At 69.9% G+C, this 16991-nt stretch carries 19 protein-coding genes; 12 read left to right on the top strand and 7 right to left on the bottom strand.

Features of this window, described 5'->3' with window-relative positions:
• Window positions 1–7 precede the first annotated feature (7 nt).
• A complete protein-coding gene (locus NQK81_RS40370) occupies window positions 8–889 on the bottom strand; it encodes an ABC transporter ATP-binding protein (protein ID WP_257485687.1) in 882 nt (293 codons plus the stop codon).
• Window positions 890–1007: 118 nt separating this feature from the next.
• On the opposite strand from NQK81_RS40370, the gene NQK81_RS40375 reads away from it, so the two are divergent.
• Together NQK81_RS40375 and NQK81_RS40380 are read left to right on the top strand one after the other, a co-directional pair.
• Entirely contained in the window at window positions 1008–2111 is a 1104-nt protein-coding gene (locus NQK81_RS40375; protein WP_257489938.1) for a histidine kinase, read from the top strand.
• Window positions 2108–2710, top strand: a complete 603-nt coding sequence (locus NQK81_RS40380; protein WP_257485688.1) for a response regulator transcription factor — start codon at window positions 2108–2110, stop codon at window positions 2708–2710. The genes NQK81_RS40375 and NQK81_RS40380 overlap by 4 nt, the downstream gene beginning before the upstream one ends.
• Window positions 2711–2893: 183 nt before the next feature.
• Here the strand turns inward: NQK81_RS40380 and NQK81_RS40385 are convergent, their stop codons facing one another.
• Window positions 2894–3463, bottom strand: coding sequence for a helix-turn-helix domain-containing protein (locus NQK81_RS40385; protein ID WP_257485689.1), 570 nt, complete (start codon window positions 3461–3463; stop codon window positions 2894–2896).
• A gap of 68 nt (window positions 3464–3531) precedes the next feature.
• Between NQK81_RS40385 and NQK81_RS40390 the strand changes: the two genes are divergently transcribed.
• Genes NQK81_RS40390 through NQK81_RS40405 form a run of 4 tightly spaced genes read left to right on the top strand, consistent with a single transcriptional unit; the run spans window position 3532 to window position 6090 of the window.
• Window positions 3532–4125, top strand: a complete 594-nt coding sequence (locus NQK81_RS40390; protein ID WP_257485690.1) for a class I SAM-dependent methyltransferase — start codon at window positions 3532–3534, stop codon at window positions 4123–4125.
• Entirely contained in the window at window positions 4122–4586 is a 465-nt protein-coding gene (locus NQK81_RS40395) for a DinB family protein (protein ID WP_257485691.1), read from the top strand. The genes NQK81_RS40390 and NQK81_RS40395 overlap by 4 nt, the downstream gene beginning before the upstream one ends.
• Window positions 4587–4599: 13 nt before the next feature.
• Window positions 4600–5571, top strand: coding sequence for an alpha/beta fold hydrolase (locus NQK81_RS40400; protein ID WP_257485692.1), 972 nt, complete (start codon window positions 4600–4602; stop codon window positions 5569–5571).
• 36 nt (window positions 5572–5607) lie between these two features.
• Complete coding sequence (locus tag NQK81_RS40405; protein WP_257485693.1) at window positions 5608–6090, top strand: DinB family protein; 483 nt, start codon at window positions 5608–5610, stop codon at window positions 6088–6090.
• Window positions 6091–6139: 49 nt separating this feature from the next.
• On the opposite strand, the gene NQK81_RS40410 is transcribed toward NQK81_RS40405, so the two are convergent.
• The 3 genes from NQK81_RS40410 to NQK81_RS40420 all read right to left on the bottom strand — a co-directional run bounded on the left by NQK81_RS40410 (window position 6140) and on the right by NQK81_RS40420 (window position 8690).
• Window positions 6140–7297 (bottom strand): S1 family peptidase, encoded by a 1158-nt coding sequence (locus tag NQK81_RS40410; RefSeq protein ID WP_257485694.1) that lies wholly within the window; start codon window positions 7295–7297, stop codon window positions 6140–6142.
• Between the two features lie 205 nt (window positions 7298–7502).
• Window positions 7503–8222 (bottom strand): TioE family transcriptional regulator, encoded by a 720-nt coding sequence (locus NQK81_RS40415; protein ID WP_257485695.1) that lies wholly within the window; start codon window positions 8220–8222, stop codon window positions 7503–7505.
• A gap of 18 nt (window positions 8223–8240) precedes the next feature.
• Complete coding sequence (locus tag NQK81_RS40420; RefSeq protein WP_257485696.1) at window positions 8241–8690, bottom strand: DUF6194 family protein; 450 nt, start codon at window positions 8688–8690, stop codon at window positions 8241–8243.
• A gap of 62 nt (window positions 8691–8752) precedes the next feature.
• Between NQK81_RS40420 and NQK81_RS40425 the strand changes: the two genes are divergently transcribed.
• On the top strand, window positions 8753–9463 hold the full coding sequence (locus NQK81_RS40425; RefSeq protein WP_257485697.1) for a MerR family transcriptional regulator: 711 nt from the start codon (window positions 8753–8755) through the stop codon (window positions 9461–9463).
• Between the two features lie 237 nt (window positions 9464–9700).
• On the opposite strand, the gene NQK81_RS40430 is transcribed toward NQK81_RS40425, so the two are convergent.
• On the bottom strand, window positions 9701–9955 hold the full coding sequence (locus tag NQK81_RS40430; protein ID WP_257485698.1) for a hypothetical protein: 255 nt from the start codon (window positions 9953–9955) through the stop codon (window positions 9701–9703).
• Between the two features lie 115 nt (window positions 9956–10070).
• Here NQK81_RS40430 and NQK81_RS40435 point away from each other — a divergent pair, with 115 nt between their 5' ends.
• A complete protein-coding gene (locus tag NQK81_RS40435) occupies window positions 10071–10874 on the top strand; it encodes a class I SAM-dependent methyltransferase (RefSeq protein WP_257485699.1) in 804 nt (267 codons plus the stop codon).
• A 61-nt stretch (window positions 10875–10935) separates the two neighbouring features.
• A complete protein-coding gene (locus NQK81_RS40440; protein WP_257485700.1) occupies window positions 10936–12498 on the top strand; it encodes an adenylate/guanylate cyclase domain-containing protein in 1563 nt (520 codons plus the stop codon).
• A 4-nt stretch (window positions 12499–12502) separates the two neighbouring features.
• On the opposite strand, the gene NQK81_RS40445 is transcribed toward NQK81_RS40440, so the two are convergent.
• On the bottom strand, window positions 12503–13687 hold the full coding sequence (locus tag NQK81_RS40445; RefSeq protein WP_257485701.1) for a cytochrome P450: 1185 nt from the start codon (window positions 13685–13687) through the stop codon (window positions 12503–12505).
• Window positions 13688–13717: 30 nt separating this feature from the next.
• Here NQK81_RS40445 and NQK81_RS40450 point away from each other — a divergent pair, with 30 nt between their 5' ends.
• The 3 genes from NQK81_RS40450 to glmS are packed head-to-tail and all read left to right on the top strand — an operon-like array spanning window position 13718 to window position 16986.
• Entirely contained in the window at window positions 13718–14794 is a 1077-nt protein-coding gene (locus tag NQK81_RS40450; RefSeq protein WP_257485702.1) for a M20 family metallopeptidase, read from the top strand.
• Window positions 14795–14850: 56 nt separating this feature from the next.
• The gene (locus NQK81_RS40455) at window positions 14851–15123 is read left to right on the top strand and encodes a hypothetical protein (RefSeq protein ID WP_034324749.1); all 273 of its coding nucleotides are present in this window, start codon (window positions 14851–14853) and stop codon (window positions 15121–15123) included.
• Between the two features lie 42 nt (window positions 15124–15165).
• Window positions 15166–16986: a glutamine--fructose-6-phosphate transaminase (isomerizing) gene (gene glmS / locus NQK81_RS40460; protein ID WP_257485703.1), complete on the top strand. Its 1821-nt coding sequence runs from the start codon at window positions 15166–15168 to the stop codon at window positions 16984–16986.
• Window positions 16987–16991 lie beyond the last annotated feature (5 nt).

Here is a 16991-nt window from a genome sequence, read left to right on the forward strand (position 1 = left end):
TTTGTGGCTAGTCGTTGTCGATGGCGCGGAACACGTCGTCGAGCCGGGTCGGGCCCGCTTCGAGATCCCGTAGTTCGACGGCGTTGTCCTGCGCCCACCGCAGCAGGACGTGCAGGTCCTTCTGCAGGCCGAAGGTTTCGATGACGAACTTCCCGTCGTGTTCACGCTTGCCCTGCAAGGGCAGCGCCGGGGCCGAAGGCGGCAGGGAGAACCGGATCACGGCGGGCAGCGTCCGCGTGAGTTCGGAGACCGTGCCCTCCCGGTGGAAGGTGCCCCGGTGCATCAGGCCGATGCGGTCGGCGCGCTGCTGGGCCTCTTCCAGGTAGTGCGTGGTGAGCACGATGGTCGAACCGTCCTCGCGGAGTTTGTCGACCGCGTCCCACAGTGCGTCCCTGGACTGGATGTCCAGACCGGTCGTCGGCTCGTCGAGGAACACCAGCCGCGGCGAGCCGTACACCGCGGTCGCGAAGTCGAGCCGCCGCTTCTCGCCACCGGAAAGCTGCGACACCTTCGTGTTGGCCTTGCGAGTCAGGTCCACGATGCCGAGGACCCGTTCGAGCCGGTCCGTGCGCTGCGTCAGGCTCCCGATCAGGCGGATCGATTCCTTCACCGTCAGATCCGGCGAGAAACCGCTCTCCTGCAGCATGATGCCCATCTCGGGGCGGATGGCGGCGCGGTCCCGCGGGCTCTTCCCCAGCACCCGCACCGTGCCCGACGTCGGATTCCGGTGTCCTTCCAGGGTCTCCAGGGTCGAGGTCTTCCCGGCGCCGTTCGTGCCCAGCAGGGCGTAGAACTCGCCCTGCCGGACCTGGAAGGTCAGATCCTTCACGGCGTGGAAGTCGCCGTACTTCAGGTTCAGGCGGTCAACGTCGATTGCTGTCGAAGTCATGGCCCGATTCCAGTCTCTCCGCCGCGGCCCGGCCAGTGAGATCACGTCACGAACGGGTATGACGCAGTGTCACTGGTGCCCGCCTTCGCGCAGGGCCGATACTGGGCTCATGTCTGCTTTGGACACCGAGCCGGCGAAGGGAAAGCTGCGCCGGCTCAACCTCACCATGTTCTTCCCGCTGCTCGTCGTCGGCGGGGTGATCGTGGTCGCGTCCGACGCGCGGACCTGGTGGCACGCGGCCGTCCTGAGCGCGGGCGTGCTGGCGGCCATGGTCGCCTTCGTGCGGTGGGCGGCGGGCGAGGTCCTGCTGGTGGCGATCCCGTGCCTGGTCGTCGCGGCGGCCGTGTGGCCGTTCTCGGTGCTGGTGGCAGGCGGGAGTTCGTCGTTCTTCGGCGTCTTCCTCGTGGGTTCCCTGGTCGTCCCCCAGTTGCCCCGGCACCGGATCGCGGCGGCCGTCGCGCTCGTCGCGTACATCGCGGCGGTCGGTGCGCTGAGGCCGCTGGTCTCCCACGAGGACGTCTCCGGTGAGCTGGTCAGCTTCGTGTTCGTCCCGGCGGCGCTCACGGCCGTCGTGCTCGGCCTCATGTTCCCCAACAAGCGGTTCTACGACGTCGTCAAGGAGCTCGAAGAGTCGCGCGAGCGGGAGGCGGAATTGGCCGTGATCCGGGAACGCGTCCGGTTCGCGAGCGATCTGCACGACATCCAGGGGCACACGCTGCACGTGGTGAAGCTCAAGACCGCGCTCGCCAGGAAGCTGGTGGACATCGACGCCGAGCGGGCGAAACAGGAACTGGGGGAGATCCACGCGCTCGTGGCCGACACGATCACCCAGACGAAGGAACTCGCCTACGCCCAGCGTCGCCTCAACCTCTCCGCCGAACTGGAGAACGCGAGGAACCTGTTCGAGGCAGCGGGGATCCGTGTGCGCGTCAACCGGGAGGCGGACGTCGATCCGGCGGCGGGCAGGCTGCTCGGCCAGGTCCTGCGTGAGACCACGACCAACATCCTGCGCCACGCGCAGGCGACCCGCGTGCGGATCACGCTGTCGGAATGGAGCATCAGTATCGTCAACGACGGTGCCCAGCGAGCGCCGCTGCCCGAACTCCGCGGGCTGGCCGCGCTCGAACAACGTGTCGTCGCGGACGGTGGTGAACTGACGGTGCAACAGGAAGACGGGCAGTTCGTGACGGCCGCGTCCTTCCCCGCCCGGGAGGAACGATGACCACGGTTGTGCTCGCCGACGACGAAGTCCTGCTGCGCAAGGCGATGGCCGCGTTGCTCCCGCTCGAAGGCGAGATCACCGTCCTCGCCGAGGCGGAGAACGGCGAAGAGGCCGTCGAGGCCACCTTGCGGCACGAGCCCGACGTGCTCGTCATCGACCTGGAAATGCCCGGGGTGGACGGGCTGGGCGCGGTCGCGGAGATCCGCCGCACCCGGCCGAACCAGGTCATCCTCATGCTGACCCGGCACGCGAAACCCGGGGTGCTCCGCAAGGCCCTCAAACTCGGCGTCCAGGGCTTCGTGAGCAAGGCCGCCGAGCCGTCGCACATCACGTTCGTCATCGGCGCCCTGCATCAGGGCAAACGCTGGATCGACCCGGACGTCTCCGCGCTCGCCGTCGTCGACGACTGCCCCCTCACCGAGCGGGAGCTGGAGGTGCTGCGGGTGACCGGCGAGGGCTATTCCGTCGCCGAGATTGCCGCGCAGCTCCATCTCGCGCAGGGCACGGTGCGGAACTACCTCTCGAACGCGATGCAGAAGACCCAGACGCAGACCAGGCACGAAGCCGCCAGGTACGCCCGTGAGCACGATTGGCTTTAGGCGCTGTCCTGCAAGTCGGGCTGCGGTCGGGGCCGGCGGTGGAGTGTCGCGAAAGCCACTTTCGCAACGCTGAAGGTTGTGAAAGTGGCTTTCGCAACGTCGGTGGGCGCGGGCTTCGAGCGGCACCGCCCCGCACTCACGACCCTCTGTACCGACGTTTTCGGGCACCTTTGGCTTTTCGGCCTAGTGCGCCCGGACGTGCGCGCGCTCGCCCTGCGGTCCGAAAAGGACGAGGGTTTCGACGGCTTTCCCGTCGGCCGAGCCGAGCCAATGCGGCAGCGCGGTGTCGAACTCGGCGGCTTCGCCGGGCGGCAGGACCATGTCGCGGTCGCCGACCACCAGCCGCAACCGTCCATTGAGGACATACACCCATTCGTAGCCGCCGTGGGTCTGCGGCGTCGGCTCCGCCGGTTCGGCCCTGCTGGGGATGAGCATCTTGAACGCCTGCACCCCGCCGGCGCGCCGGGTGAGCGGCAGGAACGTCATGCCGTGGCGGTGGATCGGCTGGAGGTGGATGCGCGGATCACCGGTCCGGGGAGCGCCGACGAGGTCGTCGAGCGGCACGCCGTGCACGCGGGCCAGCGGCAGCAGTAGCTCCAGCGTCGGCCGCCTGCCGCCGCTTTCCAGCCGCGACAAGGTGCTTTCCGAGATCCCGGTCGTCGCCGACAGCTCGGCAAGGGTCAGTCCCCGGCGTTTGCGCAGCGCGCGCAACCGGGGGCCGACCGCGTCCAGTACCTCGTCCGTCTCGTCCATGTCGCCGATCTTGCCAGGTCGGCAAGTTTTCGTGCCAAATCGGATGCGCTGAGGCGAGAGTGACGATCATGAACGCGACGGAATTCTGGGACGAACTCCACGAACGGCGGTCCGAGGGGACGCCGAAGGTGAACGCGAGACTGGCCGAGATCGCGGGCCCGCTGGCACCGGGCACCGCGCTCGACCTCGGCTGTGGTGGCGGGGGAGACGCGGTGTGGCTGGCCGCCCGAGGCTGGCGGGTGACCGCGGTCGACATCTCCGGAGCGGCCGTGCGTTCGCTCCGGGAACGTGGCGGACCGATCACCGCGCTCCGCGTCGATCTCGCCGAAGACTTCCCAAGCGGCACCTTCGACCTGGTGTCGGCGCAGTACTTCCACACACCGTTCGAGCTGGACCGCGCCCGCGTCCTGCGCACCGCCGCGGGTTCGGTGAACCCCGGCGGGCGGCTGGTCGTCGTCGACCACGGCTCCGCCGCGCCCTGGTCGTGGGATCAGGACGCCCACTACCCCACGCCTGCCGAGGTGGCGGCCGGATTGGAGCTCGCCCCGGCGGAGTGGTCGATCGACCGCGCGGAGGCGGCGGAACGCCTGGCCACCGGTCCTGCGGGCCGGACCGCGATGGTCGTCGACCACGTCCTGGTGCTCCGGCGGGCCGGGCGATGAGCCGCAAACGCGACACCGGGCCGCCTTCGACGGGCCCGGGGGAGAAGGAGGTGCTCGCCGGGTTCCTCGACTACCTCCGCACCGCGGTCATGGCCAAGGCCGAAGGGGTGCCGGAAGACCGGGCCCGCGCCCCCGGCGTGCCGTCCGGCACGAATCTGCTGGGCCTGGTCAAACACCTGACCCACGTCGAACGGCACTGGCTGCTCGGCCACCGCGTCACCGACTGGAAGGCGACGTTCCGGCCGAGCCCGGACGACACGACGGCCTCGATTCTGGCCGCCTACCGGGAAACAGTCGCCGAGGCGAACGCCGAGATCGCTTCCTGGGACGACCTCGCCGCGACCGGGCCCCGCCGGGGATCACGGCGCTGGACGCTGACCCACCTGATCGAAGAGACCGCACGGCACGCGGGACACGCCGACATCCTGCGCGAACTGATCGATGGCGCCACCGGGCGCTGAAACGGAGATCCCCATGTTCCACCGAGCCGCCGCGTTCTTCGTGGCCCTCGTCCTGCTGACGGCCTGCGGTTCACCCCCGGCCGCCACCCCGCCCTACGAGAACGTCACCCGCGGCGACACGGCTTTCGCGAGTCAGTTCCGGCACGAGTTCGCCGACGTCGACGGAGTGAAGATGCACTACGTCACCGGTGGCAAGGGCGCCCCGCTCGTCCTGCTGCACGGCTGGCCGCAGACCTGGTACGGCTGGCACCGGGTCATGCCCGCGCTGGCCGAACACTTCACGGTGTACGCCCTCGACCTGCCCGGACTCGGCGACAGCGCCGGCTCGCCACCCAGCTACGACAAGGCGACGCTCGCGCGCTATGTGCACGGCCTCGTGGCCGGACGGCTCGGCCTGCGCGACGTCCGGATCGCCGGGCACGATCTCGGCGCCGCGGTCGCCTTTCAATATGCGGCGCAATTCCCCGGCGACATCACCAAACTCGCGTACCTCGATCTGCCGCTGCCGGGCCCCGCGCTCGACGCGACGGCCTACCGGAATCTGAGCTGGCACATCGCGTTCCATTCGCAGAAGACGGTTCCCGAAGCCGTCGTCGGCGACGACGTCCGCGAATACCTGTCCCTGTTCTACCCGCAGGTCGCCTACTCGGGGACGGCCTTCGGCGGGCCGGAGGCGCCGTCGCCGTTCGACGACGCCGAGATCGACGAGTACGCCCGCACCTACACGAGGCCGGAGGTCCTGCACGGCGGTTTCGAGCTCTACCGCACACTCGGGCAGGACGCGACCGCGAACGCCGGCGCGAAACCGATCACGACCCCCACACTCCTGATGACCGCGGAAGGTCTGCTCGAACCGCAGAAGGCGACCCTGGCACCCCGCGTCGCGAACCTGGTCCGCGCCGTGGAGGTGCCGAGGGCGGGACATTGGCTCGCCGAGGAGAATCCGGAGTTCGTGAGCGCCGAACTGGTCGGCTTCTTGAAGTAGTTGCCCAAGATCGAGAACCTTTGCGATGCTTCCCCCATGTCCACGCTGGAAGTCCTCAACCACCCGTTCCGCGAGCAGTTCGAGGTCTTCCTCGACGAGCACCGTCGTGTTCTCGACAGCTCACTGGAAGGGCTGACCGAGGAGGAGGCCCGCCGCTCGCTCGTCCCCTCCCGGACGACCCTGCTCGGGTTGGTGAAGCACGCGACCTTCGTGGAGAAGGTGTGGTTCGTCGAAGCCGTCACCTGCCGCCCGCGGACCGAGATCGGCCTCCCCGAGACGCCCGACGAGTCGTTCATCCTCGGCGAGGAGGACACGATCGCCACGGTGCGGCAGGCGTATCGCGAAGCCTGCGAGGTGTCGCGGAAGGCGGCGGCCGCCCTCGACCTGGACGACCTGCTCCACGGCAACCGGCGCGGCCCGCTTCCGCTGCGCTGGGTGTACCTGCACATGCTGCGTGAACTCGCCCAGCACGGTGGTCACGCGGACATCCTGCGCGAGCAGATCCTGAGCTCCCGGTAGACGACGATGACCGGGGAGCGGGCGCTCCCCGGTCATCGCGATCAGTGCGTCAGGAACGGGTCAGCGTGACCCCGTACTTGTTCGCCGCGTCCACGACGGGCTGGTAGTAGGAGTACGAACCGGTGGCGTTGGCGCCCTGGTTCCAGCCGCAGTCGTGGCCGTCGGCGGGGCCGCCGGAGGTCATGCCCTGCGCGGTGTTGCCCGCGATGTAGGCGCCGCCGCTGTCGCCGCCCTCGGTGCAGACGGTCGACTTGGCCAGGCCGGTGGTGGCGACGCTTTCGCCGCTGTAGCGGACGGTCTGGTTGTACGCGGTGATCTTGCCGCAGGTCCAGCCGGTGGTGTTGCCCGCCTTGCACAGCGTGGTGCCGACCGGCGCCTTCGAGCTGCCGGTGATCCGCACCGTGGTGCCCATGCGGGTGTCGACGTAGCCGCGGCCGGTGTCCTCGGCGTCGATGTCCATCAGGCCCATGTCGGCCGACGGGAACTGGGTGGCGACACCGCGGCCGATGTGGACACCGCTGCGGTTGAGGATGTCGGGGTTGCCTTCGACGCAGTGCCCGGCGGTGAGCATCACGTTGTTGCCGCTGCTGGTGGTGCCGGGGAAGCCGAGCGAGCAGTTGGTGCCGGGGACGAGGTCCATGATCTGGCCGGGGATGACGTCGGCGTGCGTGGTGTTCCCGTTGGCGACGCCGGTCTGGACCGACACGCCCGGCAACGCCGTGAGGCGGCGGACGAGGGCGCTGTCGGCGCCCGGCTGCACGGTGACGACGACCTGGTCGGCCGCGAGTTCCGGACCCCAGGCCTGCACCTGGCCGACGTCCTTGCCGATCACCGTGCCGACCTTGGCGGACAGGGCGTTCAGCGCGTTCTCGCCGCGGACACCGGTGCGCGGGGTGAGCCCGGCCGAGCGGAGCTCCTTGGCGGAGGCGGCGTCGGCGTTCACCACGAGGGCGCCGGCCTCGTCGAAGTACGCGCCGTCCGTGTGGAGGCCGCGCGTTCTGATGCTCTCCAGCGACGCGATCAGGTTCTTTTCGTGGTCCAGCTTCTTGGCGGCCTGAAGCGGGCTGACCTTGAGCTGGGCGGCGAGGGTCTCGAGCATCGTCTGGTCGTAGGCGGTGACCGGCGCGGCGGTCGCCGGCACGGCGAGCGCTCCGATTCCGGCACAGACGCTCAGCAGGGTGAGCATGACGGGTCCGCGAATTCGCATGCGAATTTCCTTCGATAAGGAGGGAACGACGAACCGCCGGAATATGTTCGGAAAGCGCAGGGGACCGGGCGGTTCATCTCGACGTCACGCACAGTACGAGCGCCCGTACGGCATGCCGTAGCGCCGAAAGTAGGATCCGTGATCGCGGACCTACTTTCGTATGCGGAAAACGTGAATTGCCCGCGTAATCAATTGCGCGGAAGTGTCATTGGCGCAAAAGTGCCACGTCGAGGTAGCTCTCCAGCGCGGCGGCACCGGAGAGCAGGGCGCGGCCCCTCGCCGAGAGACGCGAGTGCCAGTCGCGCAGCGCCGACTCCAGCGGGACGATCCCGCCCGCCGAACGGACCTGGTCGAGCACCGGCGCGATCCGCTCCAGGAGGTAGCCGCCGCGCCTGAGCTGATGCGTCAGTTTCGCGTCGCGCACGTCGGCCGCGCTGTAGACGCGATAGCCCGTCTTCGGGTCGCGTCCGGGGCGCAGCAGGCCCGCTCGTTCCCATTCGCGCAGGGTGGCGGGCCGGACGCCGAGCTTCCGCGCCAGCGGGCCGACGAACATCTCACCCCGCTCCTGCGCCACGGGTTCGAGATCGCGGATCGCGGCGGCGACGTCCTGAAGGGTGCGGCGGTCGTCGAGCAGTTGCACGTGGCTTTCGTCGATGAGCCGGAGAGCCTCCTCGACCGCGTCCTGGTTGACCGCGCGCATGATCGACGTCGCCGTCGCGTGGCCGTGCCCCGGTACGAGGGCGAGGAACACGCGAAGGGCTTGCGCGTGCAGTGGCGTGTAGGTGCGATAGCCCTGCGGACCGCGTTCGGCGGCGGGGAGGATGCCGTCCGCCTCGTAATTGCGGACGGCCTGGGTGGACAGACCGTGCTCGCGCGCCAGGTCGACCGGCCTGAGCCGCTCGCGGGGTTGAAGGTTCCGGCCCACCGCCCCACGATATTCGGTCTACCGGCGGCGCGAGGAATCCGCCCGCCGCTCGTAACGGGCGCGAGCCAGCCGATAGGCCGTTTCGAGCAGCTCGCGGGTGGCCGGGTCGGTGTTCGTCGCCGGGTTGACCACCGCCAGCCAGCCCGCGGTGCCGTATACGGGATGGGCGATCAGGGTGTCCGTGGCGGAGGGGTCCTGGCCGAGCTGGCGGGTGAACTCCTTCTTACCGGCGTGGATGTTCACGCGGAACGTGTCCGGGCGGTCCAGCCGCGAGCTCTCGTCGCCGGGATAGTTCTTGGTCACGATCGTCGCGAAGGGCTGGACGTTCGTCGGGACGACACCGTCGGGGGAGTAGTAGAAGAACGCGTCGCCCCAGCTGAGTTCCGGCCATTCGTCGCCGGGGCCGGGGGTGAGGGTCAGGACGCCGTCGAGGCCCGATACGAGGCCGATGATCTCTTCGATGGTCATGTGCTCAAGCGTGGCATTAAAGTGCTTGTGGAGGGTTCGAGCGGATTTTCGACGGAGTCAAGGTGTCAAGTCTCAAATCGATGCGCACGGCGGAGGTCGCGCGCCTGGCGGGTTGCTCCGTCCAGCAGGTGCGCAACCTCGAACGAGACGGCGTGCTCCCGGCGGCGTCACGGACGGCCTCGGGCTATCGGACCTACGGCGAGATCCACCTCCGGTCCGCGCTGGCCTACCGCGCGCTCGCGGCCGGGGTCGGGCCGGTCGAGGCCAAGAAGATCGTCCGCGCCGTGCACCGGGATCCGCTCCCCGAGGTGCTCGCGCTCCTCGACGCCGCCCACGCCGGGCTCGACGCCGAACGCGCGGACCTCAGGGAGGCAAGGGAAGCGGTCCGGGTGATCTCGCGCGAACCGATCGAAGACGTACGCGGCTCGGACTCGATGAGCGTCTCCGAGCTCGCGTCGGCGCTCGGCGTGCGCCCGTCGACGCTGCGGCACTGGGACACGGAACGGCTCGTCGTCCCCGGCCGCGATCGGCGGGGGACGCGGCGGTACACGCCTTCCCAGGTGCGGGACGCGCGGATCGTGCAGCAGCTGCGGCTGGCCGGTTACCGGGTCGCGCCGCTCCGGGCGTTGATGCCGGAGCTGCGGCGCTCCCGGAGGCTGGAGGACGTGGCGTCCGCGCTCGCCGCCAGGGACGCAGGGATCGCGGCCCGCTCACGGGCGCTTTTCGACGGCACCGCCGCCCTTTCCCTGGTGGTGCGAGAGGCCGAGAGGTGAGCGCGCCTTCCCCGCACGGTCCGGGCCCGGCGCTGGTGTCGCGAAAGCCACTTTCGGGACATCTGACGTCGCGAAAGTGGCTTTCGCGACACGAGCTGGGGGTACCGAGACCTCCCGCCCTGTCGACGTTGCGAAAGCCACTTTCGCAACGGTCAATGTTGTGAAAGTGGCTTTCGCAACACGCCGTCCCCCTCAAGTGATGGTCCACATAGGACAGACGTGGGCGCCGGATCGCTCTCAGCGCGTGCAGCGCCAGAAGACCGTCGCCGAATAGGGCGAGATGACCAGCTTGTAGTACTCCTCGCAGTCGGTGAACCCCGCCCGTTCCGCCTGGGTCCTGGCGTCGTGGCGGGCGTAGAAGAGCGCGAGGCCGAAGTCGCTCGACCCGTGCCCGACGAATTCCCTGGTCTCCTGCGTACTCGCCGACGCGGGGGTGGCGATCGCGCCCGTCATGGCGGCCGCGCCGAGCAGCGCGAGCAACGTTTTCCTCATACCGGCCACGCTAGGGCCGCGACGGTGCGCGATTCGCCCACTGGATGGACGTTCCCGCGGCCTCCGTCCGTCGCAGCCGGGTTCGCACGGGGCGCGAAACGGCTATCGTCGCGGCATGTCTTCTCGCAAAGTGGGAACCCAGCGGGCCTTCGACGCGGCCGCCGCCGATTTCGCCGCGCTCGGGCGGCATCTCTGGGAGCCGATCGGCGCCGCCACGGTGGCGGCGGCGGGGCTCGCCGAAGGAGACCGCGTCCTCGACGCCTGCTGCGGCACCGGGGCGTCGGCGATCCCCGCGGCGCGCGCCGTCGGCGCCGGTGGCGTGGTGGACGCGATCGACCTCTCAGGCCCGATGGTCGGCGAATTGCGCCGCCTTTCGGCCGATCTGCCGCAGTTGCGCGCGCACGAGGCCGACGCGACGGAATGGGGCACCGGCGGCTACGACGTGGTGCAGTGCGCGCTCGGCATCTTCTTCTTCCCCGACATGACGGACGGCACCGAGCGGTTGATCGACCGGGCCCGGTCCGGCGGCCGGGCCGTGTTCACGATCTGGCGCGGCGGGTCGATGGTGGCGGCGGGCCGTCACCTCGGCCGCGCGGTGGCGGCGGTGACCGATTCCGCGCCGCCGCCCGAACGCGAGCCGGGGCTGATCGACCGCATCAACCAGGCAGGACCTTACGGAGAATGGCTTTCCGAGCGGAATCTGTCCGATGTGGACGTCGTGGTGAACGAGCTGCGACTGGAGATGACACCGGAGGTCGCGTGGCTGGTCGTCATCGGCTCCGGATTCCGTGGGCTGCTCGACGGCCTCGAACCCGGCGTCGTCGAGCAGGTGCGTGGGCGCTACCTCGATTCCCTGCGGGCCGAGGGCGTGACCGAACTCGACGCCACGACACTGATCGGCTCGGGCACCGTCCGCTGACGGCCGAGCCCACTTCGGTGTACAGTCGTTCACTCAAACCGGGGTGAACGGCGGGACACGGGTGCGACCAGACAACGACTCCTCTGTTCGGGGCCGCGGGCAGGGGCCGTTCGGCTCTTGGCTGCTCGGCCCGCTCGACCAGGATTCGGCCGCGTTGCGCCGTCGCGTCCAAGGACTGCTCACCGGGACGCTGATCGCGACCAACGTCATCGGCGCACTCGTCGTGGTCGGGCTGGCGGCGCTGCTCATGCCCGCTCCCGGCATGTCCGGCGAACTCGTCCGCGTGACCGCCATCGCGGTCCCCGTCTACGTGGTCTCCGCCGTCGTGGTCGGCGCGCTGTGGGGCACCCGCGGGGCGCTGCGGACCCTGCGCTGGGCCGCCGACGGCCGGACGCCGAGCGACGAGGAGCGCGCGGCCAGCCTCCGCGTCCCGTTACGGCTGACGCTGGTCCAGGCCGTGCTGTGGGGTATCGCGACCGTCGTCTTCGGTGTGCTGGCCGCGCTGGTGCAGCCGCGGGTCGTGCTCACCGAACTGCTCGTGGTCGCCTTCGCGGGGGTGGTCGTCTGCGCGATCGCCTACCTGGCCGGGGAGTTCATCCTGAGGCCGTACGCGGCCCTCGCTCTCGCGGGCACCTCGCCGGACCGGCCGCTCAGCGGCGGGGTCAATCTGCGGATGCTGCTGTTCTGGTGCCTCGGCACCGGGGTGCCGGTGGCCGGGCTGGTGGTCACGGCGGTGCTGGCGTGGGTGCGCGGCGACGTGTCGACCACGAAGCTCGCCATCTCGGTCATCGCGCTCGGCCTCGTCGTGCTGGTCTTCGGCCTGCTGGTGACCGTGTTCACCGCGCGCGCCGTGGTGAACCCGATCCGGTCGGTGCAGCACGCGCTCGGCCGGGTCCGGGCCGGTGACTTCGCCGTGGAGATCCCGGTCTACGACGGCACCGAACTCGGTCTGCTGCAGGCGGGCTTCAACGGGATGGCCGTCGGTCTCGCCGAACGCGAACGTTTGCGGGACCTGTTCGGCAGGCATGTCGGCGAGGACGTCGCGAGCGAGGCGATGCGTACGTCGGCCGAACTCGGCGGCACGGTGCGGACGGTGTCGGTGTTGTTCGTCGACCTGATCGGGTCGACCGCGCTGGCCGCGAGCCGCCCGCCCGAGGAGGTCGTCGGCCTGCTCAACCGGTTCTTCGCGGTGGTGGTCGACGAGGTCGACCGCAACCACGGGCTGGTCAACAAGTTCGTCGGCGACGCCGCGCTGGCGATCTTCGGCGCACCGGTGCGGCTGGCCGACCACGCGACCCTCGCGCTGTCCGCCGGCCGGGCGATTTCGCGCAGGCTGGCGGCGGAGGTTCCCGAATGCCCGGCCGGGATCGGCGTGGCGACGGGCGAGGTGGTCGCGGGCAACGTTGGTGACCCGAGGCGGTTCGAGTACACGGTGATCGGCGACCCGGTCAACGAAGCCGCCCGGCTGACCGAACTCGCGAAGAACGTCGAAGCCCGGTTGCTCGCTTCGTGGACGGCGATCGAGTCGGCGGCCGAGGACGAAGCCGCGCGATGGAAGGCGACGGAGGACGTCACCTTGCGGGGTCGCGCCCGGCCCACCACGCTCGCGACACCGAAGGCCTGACCCGTCAGGCGAATTCGAGCCGCAGGCTTTCGAGGCCGCGCAACGTCACCTGCTTCACCCACACCGGATCCGCGGTCCGGTGGAAGGGACCGGCGCCGAGCAGTGCCTCGAACAGGGTGCGGCCCTCCAGGCGCGCCAGCGGAGCACCGAGGCAGAAGTGGATGCCTTGCCCCAGCGCGAGATGCCTCGGCGAGGGGCGGTCGACGTCGAAGCGGTCCGGATCCTCGTAGGCGCGCGGGTCGCGGTTGGCCGCTCCCAGCAGCACCACGGCCTGCGCGCCCTTGCCGACGGACTGATCGCCGACGGTCGTGTCCCGCAGTGCCAGCCGCGTGGTCAGCTGGACGGGGGAGTCGTACCGGAGCATCTCCTCGATCGCGTTCGGGATCTTCGAGCGGTCTTCGGCCAGTTTCCGGTGCTGTTCCGGATGGTTCAGCAACGCGAGGACCCCGTTGCCGATCAGGTTGGTCGTCGTTTCGTGCCCGGCGACCAAGAGGAGCATCGCGGTGATCACCAATTCGCCTTCACTGAGCCGGTCGCCCTCGTCGGACACCGACACCAGATCTGAGAACAGATCGCCGGTCGGCCGCTTCCGCCGGTCCTTCGCCAGCTCGCGGAAGTAGGCGACGAATTCGCGCCGGGCGGCGACGGCCGCCGCGACGGTCTCCTTCGCGATCAGGAAGGAGGGGTCGAGCGCCCGCCCCATGGCATGCGACCAGCCTTCGAAGCGCTCGCGGTCGGCCAGCGGCACGCCGAGCAGCTCGCTGATGACGACGACCGGCAGCGGTTTCGCGATCTCGGTCATCAGGTCGAATTCGCCCATTTCGAGCGCTTTCGACACGAGTTCCTTGGCCAGTTCCTCGATCCTCGGCGCGAGCTGCTCGACCATCCTCGGCGTGAACGCCTTGGACACCAGCCGCCGCAGCCGCGTGTGGTCGGGCGGGTCGAGTGCGAGGAACGACCGGACCACCCTGCCCTGCTCGTCGACGGGCTCGTTCTCGTGCGGATCCGGCAGCACCTCCCGCTCGCCGTGGCCGAACGCGGGGTTCTTGAGCAGCGAGGACGCTTCCTCGAACCCGCTCACCACGAAGAACCCGTCCGCGGCCGCGAAGACCGGGCCGCGGTCGAAGACCTGACGGTAGAACGGGTACGGATCGGTCCTGGTCTCCGGCGTGAGCAGGTTCTCGAGCATGATCCCGATCCTATGCGCGAAGGTATCGGCATGACTGCGGACGCGATGATCGAAGACCTCCGGACCCTCGTCGAGATCGAGTCGCCCTCGGGGGACATCGAGGCACTCACGGCGTCGGCCGAGGCGGTGGCCGCTCTCGTCGAGGCCCGCCTCGGCGGAACGGCGACCCTGGTCGAGAGTGCGGCGGGACCGCACGTCCGGTGGTCCGGCGGCGGTGAACCGCGCGTGCTGATCCTGGGGCACCACGACACCGTGTTCCCGATCGGCACGCTGGCGCGCCGCCCGTTCGCCGTGGCCGGCGGCCGCGTGACCGGGCCGGGGGTGTTCGACATGCTCGGCGGACTGGTGCAGGCGATCCACGGCCTGGCCGCGCTCGGCGACCTCTCCGGCGTCGAGATCCTGGTGACGGCCGACGAGGAAACGGGTTCGCACGCGTCTCGCGCGCTCATCGAGGAACGCGCCCGTGCGTGCGGCGCGGTGCTCGTGTTCGAAGGCGCGGCCGACGGCGGCGGGCTCAAGATCGGCCGCAAGGGCTGCGGCACGTTCGAGGTCCTCGTCACGGGCCGGGCGTCGCACGCCGGCCTCGAACCCGAGGCGGGCGTGAACGCCCTGACCGAAGCCGCGCATCAGGTGCTGGCGATCGCCGCGCTCGACCGGCCCGAGGCCGGGACCAGTGTCACCCCGACGGTCGCCTCGGCGGGAACGGCGAGCAACGTCGTGCCCGCGTCCGCGACCGTCGTGGCCGACGTGCGAGTCGAGACCACGGAGGAGAAGGAACGGGTCGAAGCCGGATTCGCCGCGCTCACCCCGCGCCTGCGCGGGGCGGAGATCACGGTGCGGGGCGGGATCCACCGGCCGCCGATGCCCGAGTCCGCCGCCGCGGACCTGTTCGCGATCGCGGAACGGCTGTTGCCCGGAATCGCCGGGGTGTCCGTCGGCGGCGGGAGCGACGGCAATCTCACGGCCGCGATCGGCGTCCCGACTCTCGACGGGCTCGGCGCCGTCGGTGGCGGCGCGCACGCCGATCACGAGTACCTGCTGGTCGGGTCGATGGCGGAACGGGCGGAGCTGGCCGGCGAGCTGGTGAAGGCGATCCAGGGTCGCTGATCGCCAGTTCTTGCCCGATTTCGGGCAAGAACTGGCGTTTCGGTACCCCGATGTGCATGATGGGCTCCGTGGAGGACGCGGACATCGTCGAGCAGGTGGCCTTGTCGACGGGTCTGTCGACGGCCATCGCCGCCCGTGTCGTCGAGGACGTCCTGGCGTTCTACCGGCAGCCGGTCGAGCAGTACGTCCGGGAGCGGCATGCCCGGTTGCAGGCCGAGGGCAGGAAGAACCCCGAGATCTTCCCCCGTATCGCCGGTGAGCTGAGCCGTCGTCTCGTCGCGCCTCCCGACCTGTCCGAGCGGCAACTGCGCCGCATCGTCTACGGCTGACGGACCACGCCCGTCCGTTTTCTTTTGTGAGGTTGACTCGTCATGTGCGGAATCGTCGGCTACATCGGCGGCCAGAACGCCGCCCCGATCCTGATCGAGGGGCTGACACGCCTGGAGTACCGCGGCTACGACTCCGCCGGGATCTCCGTCCTGGGCGGTAAAGGCGCCCAGGTGCACCGGATCGTGGGGCGGGTGCGGAATCTGACGGCCGCGCTGCCCAAACGGCTCGCGGGCAAGGTCGGCATCGGGCACACGAGGTGGGCGACGCACGGCCCGGCGACCGAGGCGAACGCCCATCCGCACGTCTCCGAGGACGGCCGGATCTCCGTGGTGCACAACGGGATCATCGACAACGCCGACGCGCTGCGCGAGCAGCTCACCCAGGCCGGGGTGACGCTGTCGTCCGAGACCGACACCGAGGTGCTCGCCCACCTGATCGCGCGGTCGGGCGCGAAGACGCTGGAAGACGCGGTCGTCGAGGCCGTCTCCCGCGTCACCGGCACCTACGCCATCGCCGTCACCGACACCGCGCACCCCGACCGGGTCGTGGTCGCGCGGAACGGTTCGCCGCTGATCATCGGCGTCGGTGACCGGGAGATGTTCGTAGCCAGCGACCTTTCCGCGCTGGTCCGGCACACCTCGCAGGTGGTGCACCTCGACGACGGCGAGTTCGCCAGCGTCTCGGCCACCGGCTACCGCACCTTCACCGTCGACGAGAGCGACACCGGCAAGGCCGCGACGGCGATCGACATCCAGGCCGACGACCTCGACCTCGGCGGGCACAAGCACTACATGTACAAGGAGATCCAGGAGCAGCCGGAATGCCTGGAGCGGATGATCCGGGGACGGCTGGACGACCGGTTCGGAGTGTCCCGTTTGGACGGTCTGAACCTGACTCCCCGTGATCTGCGCGGTTTCGCGCGGGTGAAGATCCTCGGCTGCGGTTCGGCGTACTACGCGGGCCAGATCGGCGCCACCATGATCGAGGACCTGGCGCGGGTCCCGGCCGACGCGGAGGCCGCGTCCGAGTTCCGTTACCGCAACCCCATCATCGAGGCGGACACCCTCTACATCGCGGTCAGCCAGTCCGGCGAGACCGCGGACACCGCGTTCGCCGTCGAAGAGGTCAAGCGCAAGGGCGGCCGGGTGGTCGGCCTCGTGAACGTCGTCGGCTCGACGATCGCGCGGGCCTGCGACGGCGGCCTGTACCTGCACGCCGGCCCGGAGATCGCCGTCGCCTCGACCAAGGCGCTCACCAACATGGCGGTCGGATTCGCGATGATCGCGCTGGCGCTGGGTCGCGTCCGCGATCTGTCCAACGCGGACGGACAGCGGATCGTCGCGGCGCTGCGCGCGTTGCCGAAGCAGGTCGCGGCCGTGATCGAGGCGGAGGACCGGATCGCCGAACAGGCCAAGATCTGCGCGGACGCGCGGAGCCTGTTCTTCATCGGCCGGGTCCGTGGCTTCCCGGTGGCGCGGGAGGGCGCGCAGAAGTTCAAGGAGATCTCGTACCGGCACGCGGAGGCCTACCAGACCTCGGAGCTCAAGCACGGTCCGCTCGCGCTGATCGACGAGGAGCTGCCGACGGTCGCGATCGTGCCGTCCGACGACCTGGCCGACCGCAACCTGGCCGCGATGCAGCAGATCAGGGCGCGCAAGGGGCAGGTGCTGGCGATCACCCACGACGACGTGGACTTCGGCGATCTGGACGTGCCGCGGTTCGTGGTCCCGCGTTCGGAGCCGGAGCTCGACCCGATCCTGCTCACCATTCCGCTGCAGATGCTGGCCTACCACGCGGCGCTGCTCCTCGGCCACGACATCGACAAACCGCGTAACCTCGCGAAGTCCGTCACCGTGGAATGATCTCC

The organism is Amycolatopsis roodepoortensis, assembly GCF_024628825.1.
Taxonomy (GTDB): Bacteria; Actinomycetota; Actinomycetes; order Mycobacteriales; family Pseudonocardiaceae; genus Amycolatopsis; species Amycolatopsis roodepoortensis.

Coding starts and splice junctions, on each gene's coding strand:
- NQK81_RS40370 (WP_257485687.1), bottom strand. CDS start 889: ATGACTTCGACAGCAATCGACGTTGACCGCCTGAACCTGAAGTACGGC.
- NQK81_RS40380 (WP_257485688.1), top strand. CDS start 2,108: ATGACCACGGTTGTGCTCGCCGACGACGAAGTCCTGCTGCGCAAGGCG.
- NQK81_RS40385 (WP_257485689.1), bottom strand. CDS start 3,463: ATGGACGAGACGGACGAGGTACTGGACGCGGTCGGCCCCCGGTTGCGC.
- NQK81_RS40390 (WP_257485690.1), top strand. CDS start 3,532: ATGAACGCGACGGAATTCTGGGACGAACTCCACGAACGGCGGTCCGAG.
- NQK81_RS40395 (WP_257485691.1), top strand. CDS start 4,122: ATGAGCCGCAAACGCGACACCGGGCCGCCTTCGACGGGCCCGGGGGAG.
- NQK81_RS40400 (WP_257485692.1), top strand. CDS start 4,600: ATGTTCCACCGAGCCGCCGCGTTCTTCGTGGCCCTCGTCCTGCTGACG.
- NQK81_RS40405 (WP_257485693.1), top strand. CDS start 5,608: ATGTCCACGCTGGAAGTCCTCAACCACCCGTTCCGCGAGCAGTTCGAG.
- NQK81_RS40410 (WP_257485694.1), bottom strand. CDS start 7,297: ATGCGAATTCGCGGACCCGTCATGCTCACCCTGCTGAGCGTCTGTGCC.
- NQK81_RS40420 (WP_257485696.1), bottom strand. CDS start 8,690: ATGACCATCGAAGAGATCATCGGCCTCGTATCGGGCCTCGACGGCGTC.
- NQK81_RS40430 (WP_257485698.1), bottom strand. CDS start 9,955: ATGAGGAAAACGTTGCTCGCGCTGCTCGGCGCGGCCGCCATGACGGGC.
- NQK81_RS40435 (WP_257485699.1), top strand. CDS start 10,071: ATGTCTTCTCGCAAAGTGGGAACCCAGCGGGCCTTCGACGCGGCCGCC.
- NQK81_RS40445 (WP_257485701.1), bottom strand. CDS start 13,687: ATGCTCGAGAACCTGCTCACGCCGGAGACCAGGACCGATCCGTACCCG.
- NQK81_RS40450 (WP_257485702.1), top strand. CDS start 13,718: ATGACTGCGGACGCGATGATCGAAGACCTCCGGACCCTCGTCGAGATC.
- NQK81_RS40455 (WP_034324749.1), top strand. CDS start 14,851: ATGATGGGCTCCGTGGAGGACGCGGACATCGTCGAGCAGGTGGCCTTG.
- glmS (WP_257485703.1), top strand. CDS start 15,166: ATGTGCGGAATCGTCGGCTACATCGGCGGCCAGAACGCCGCCCCGATC.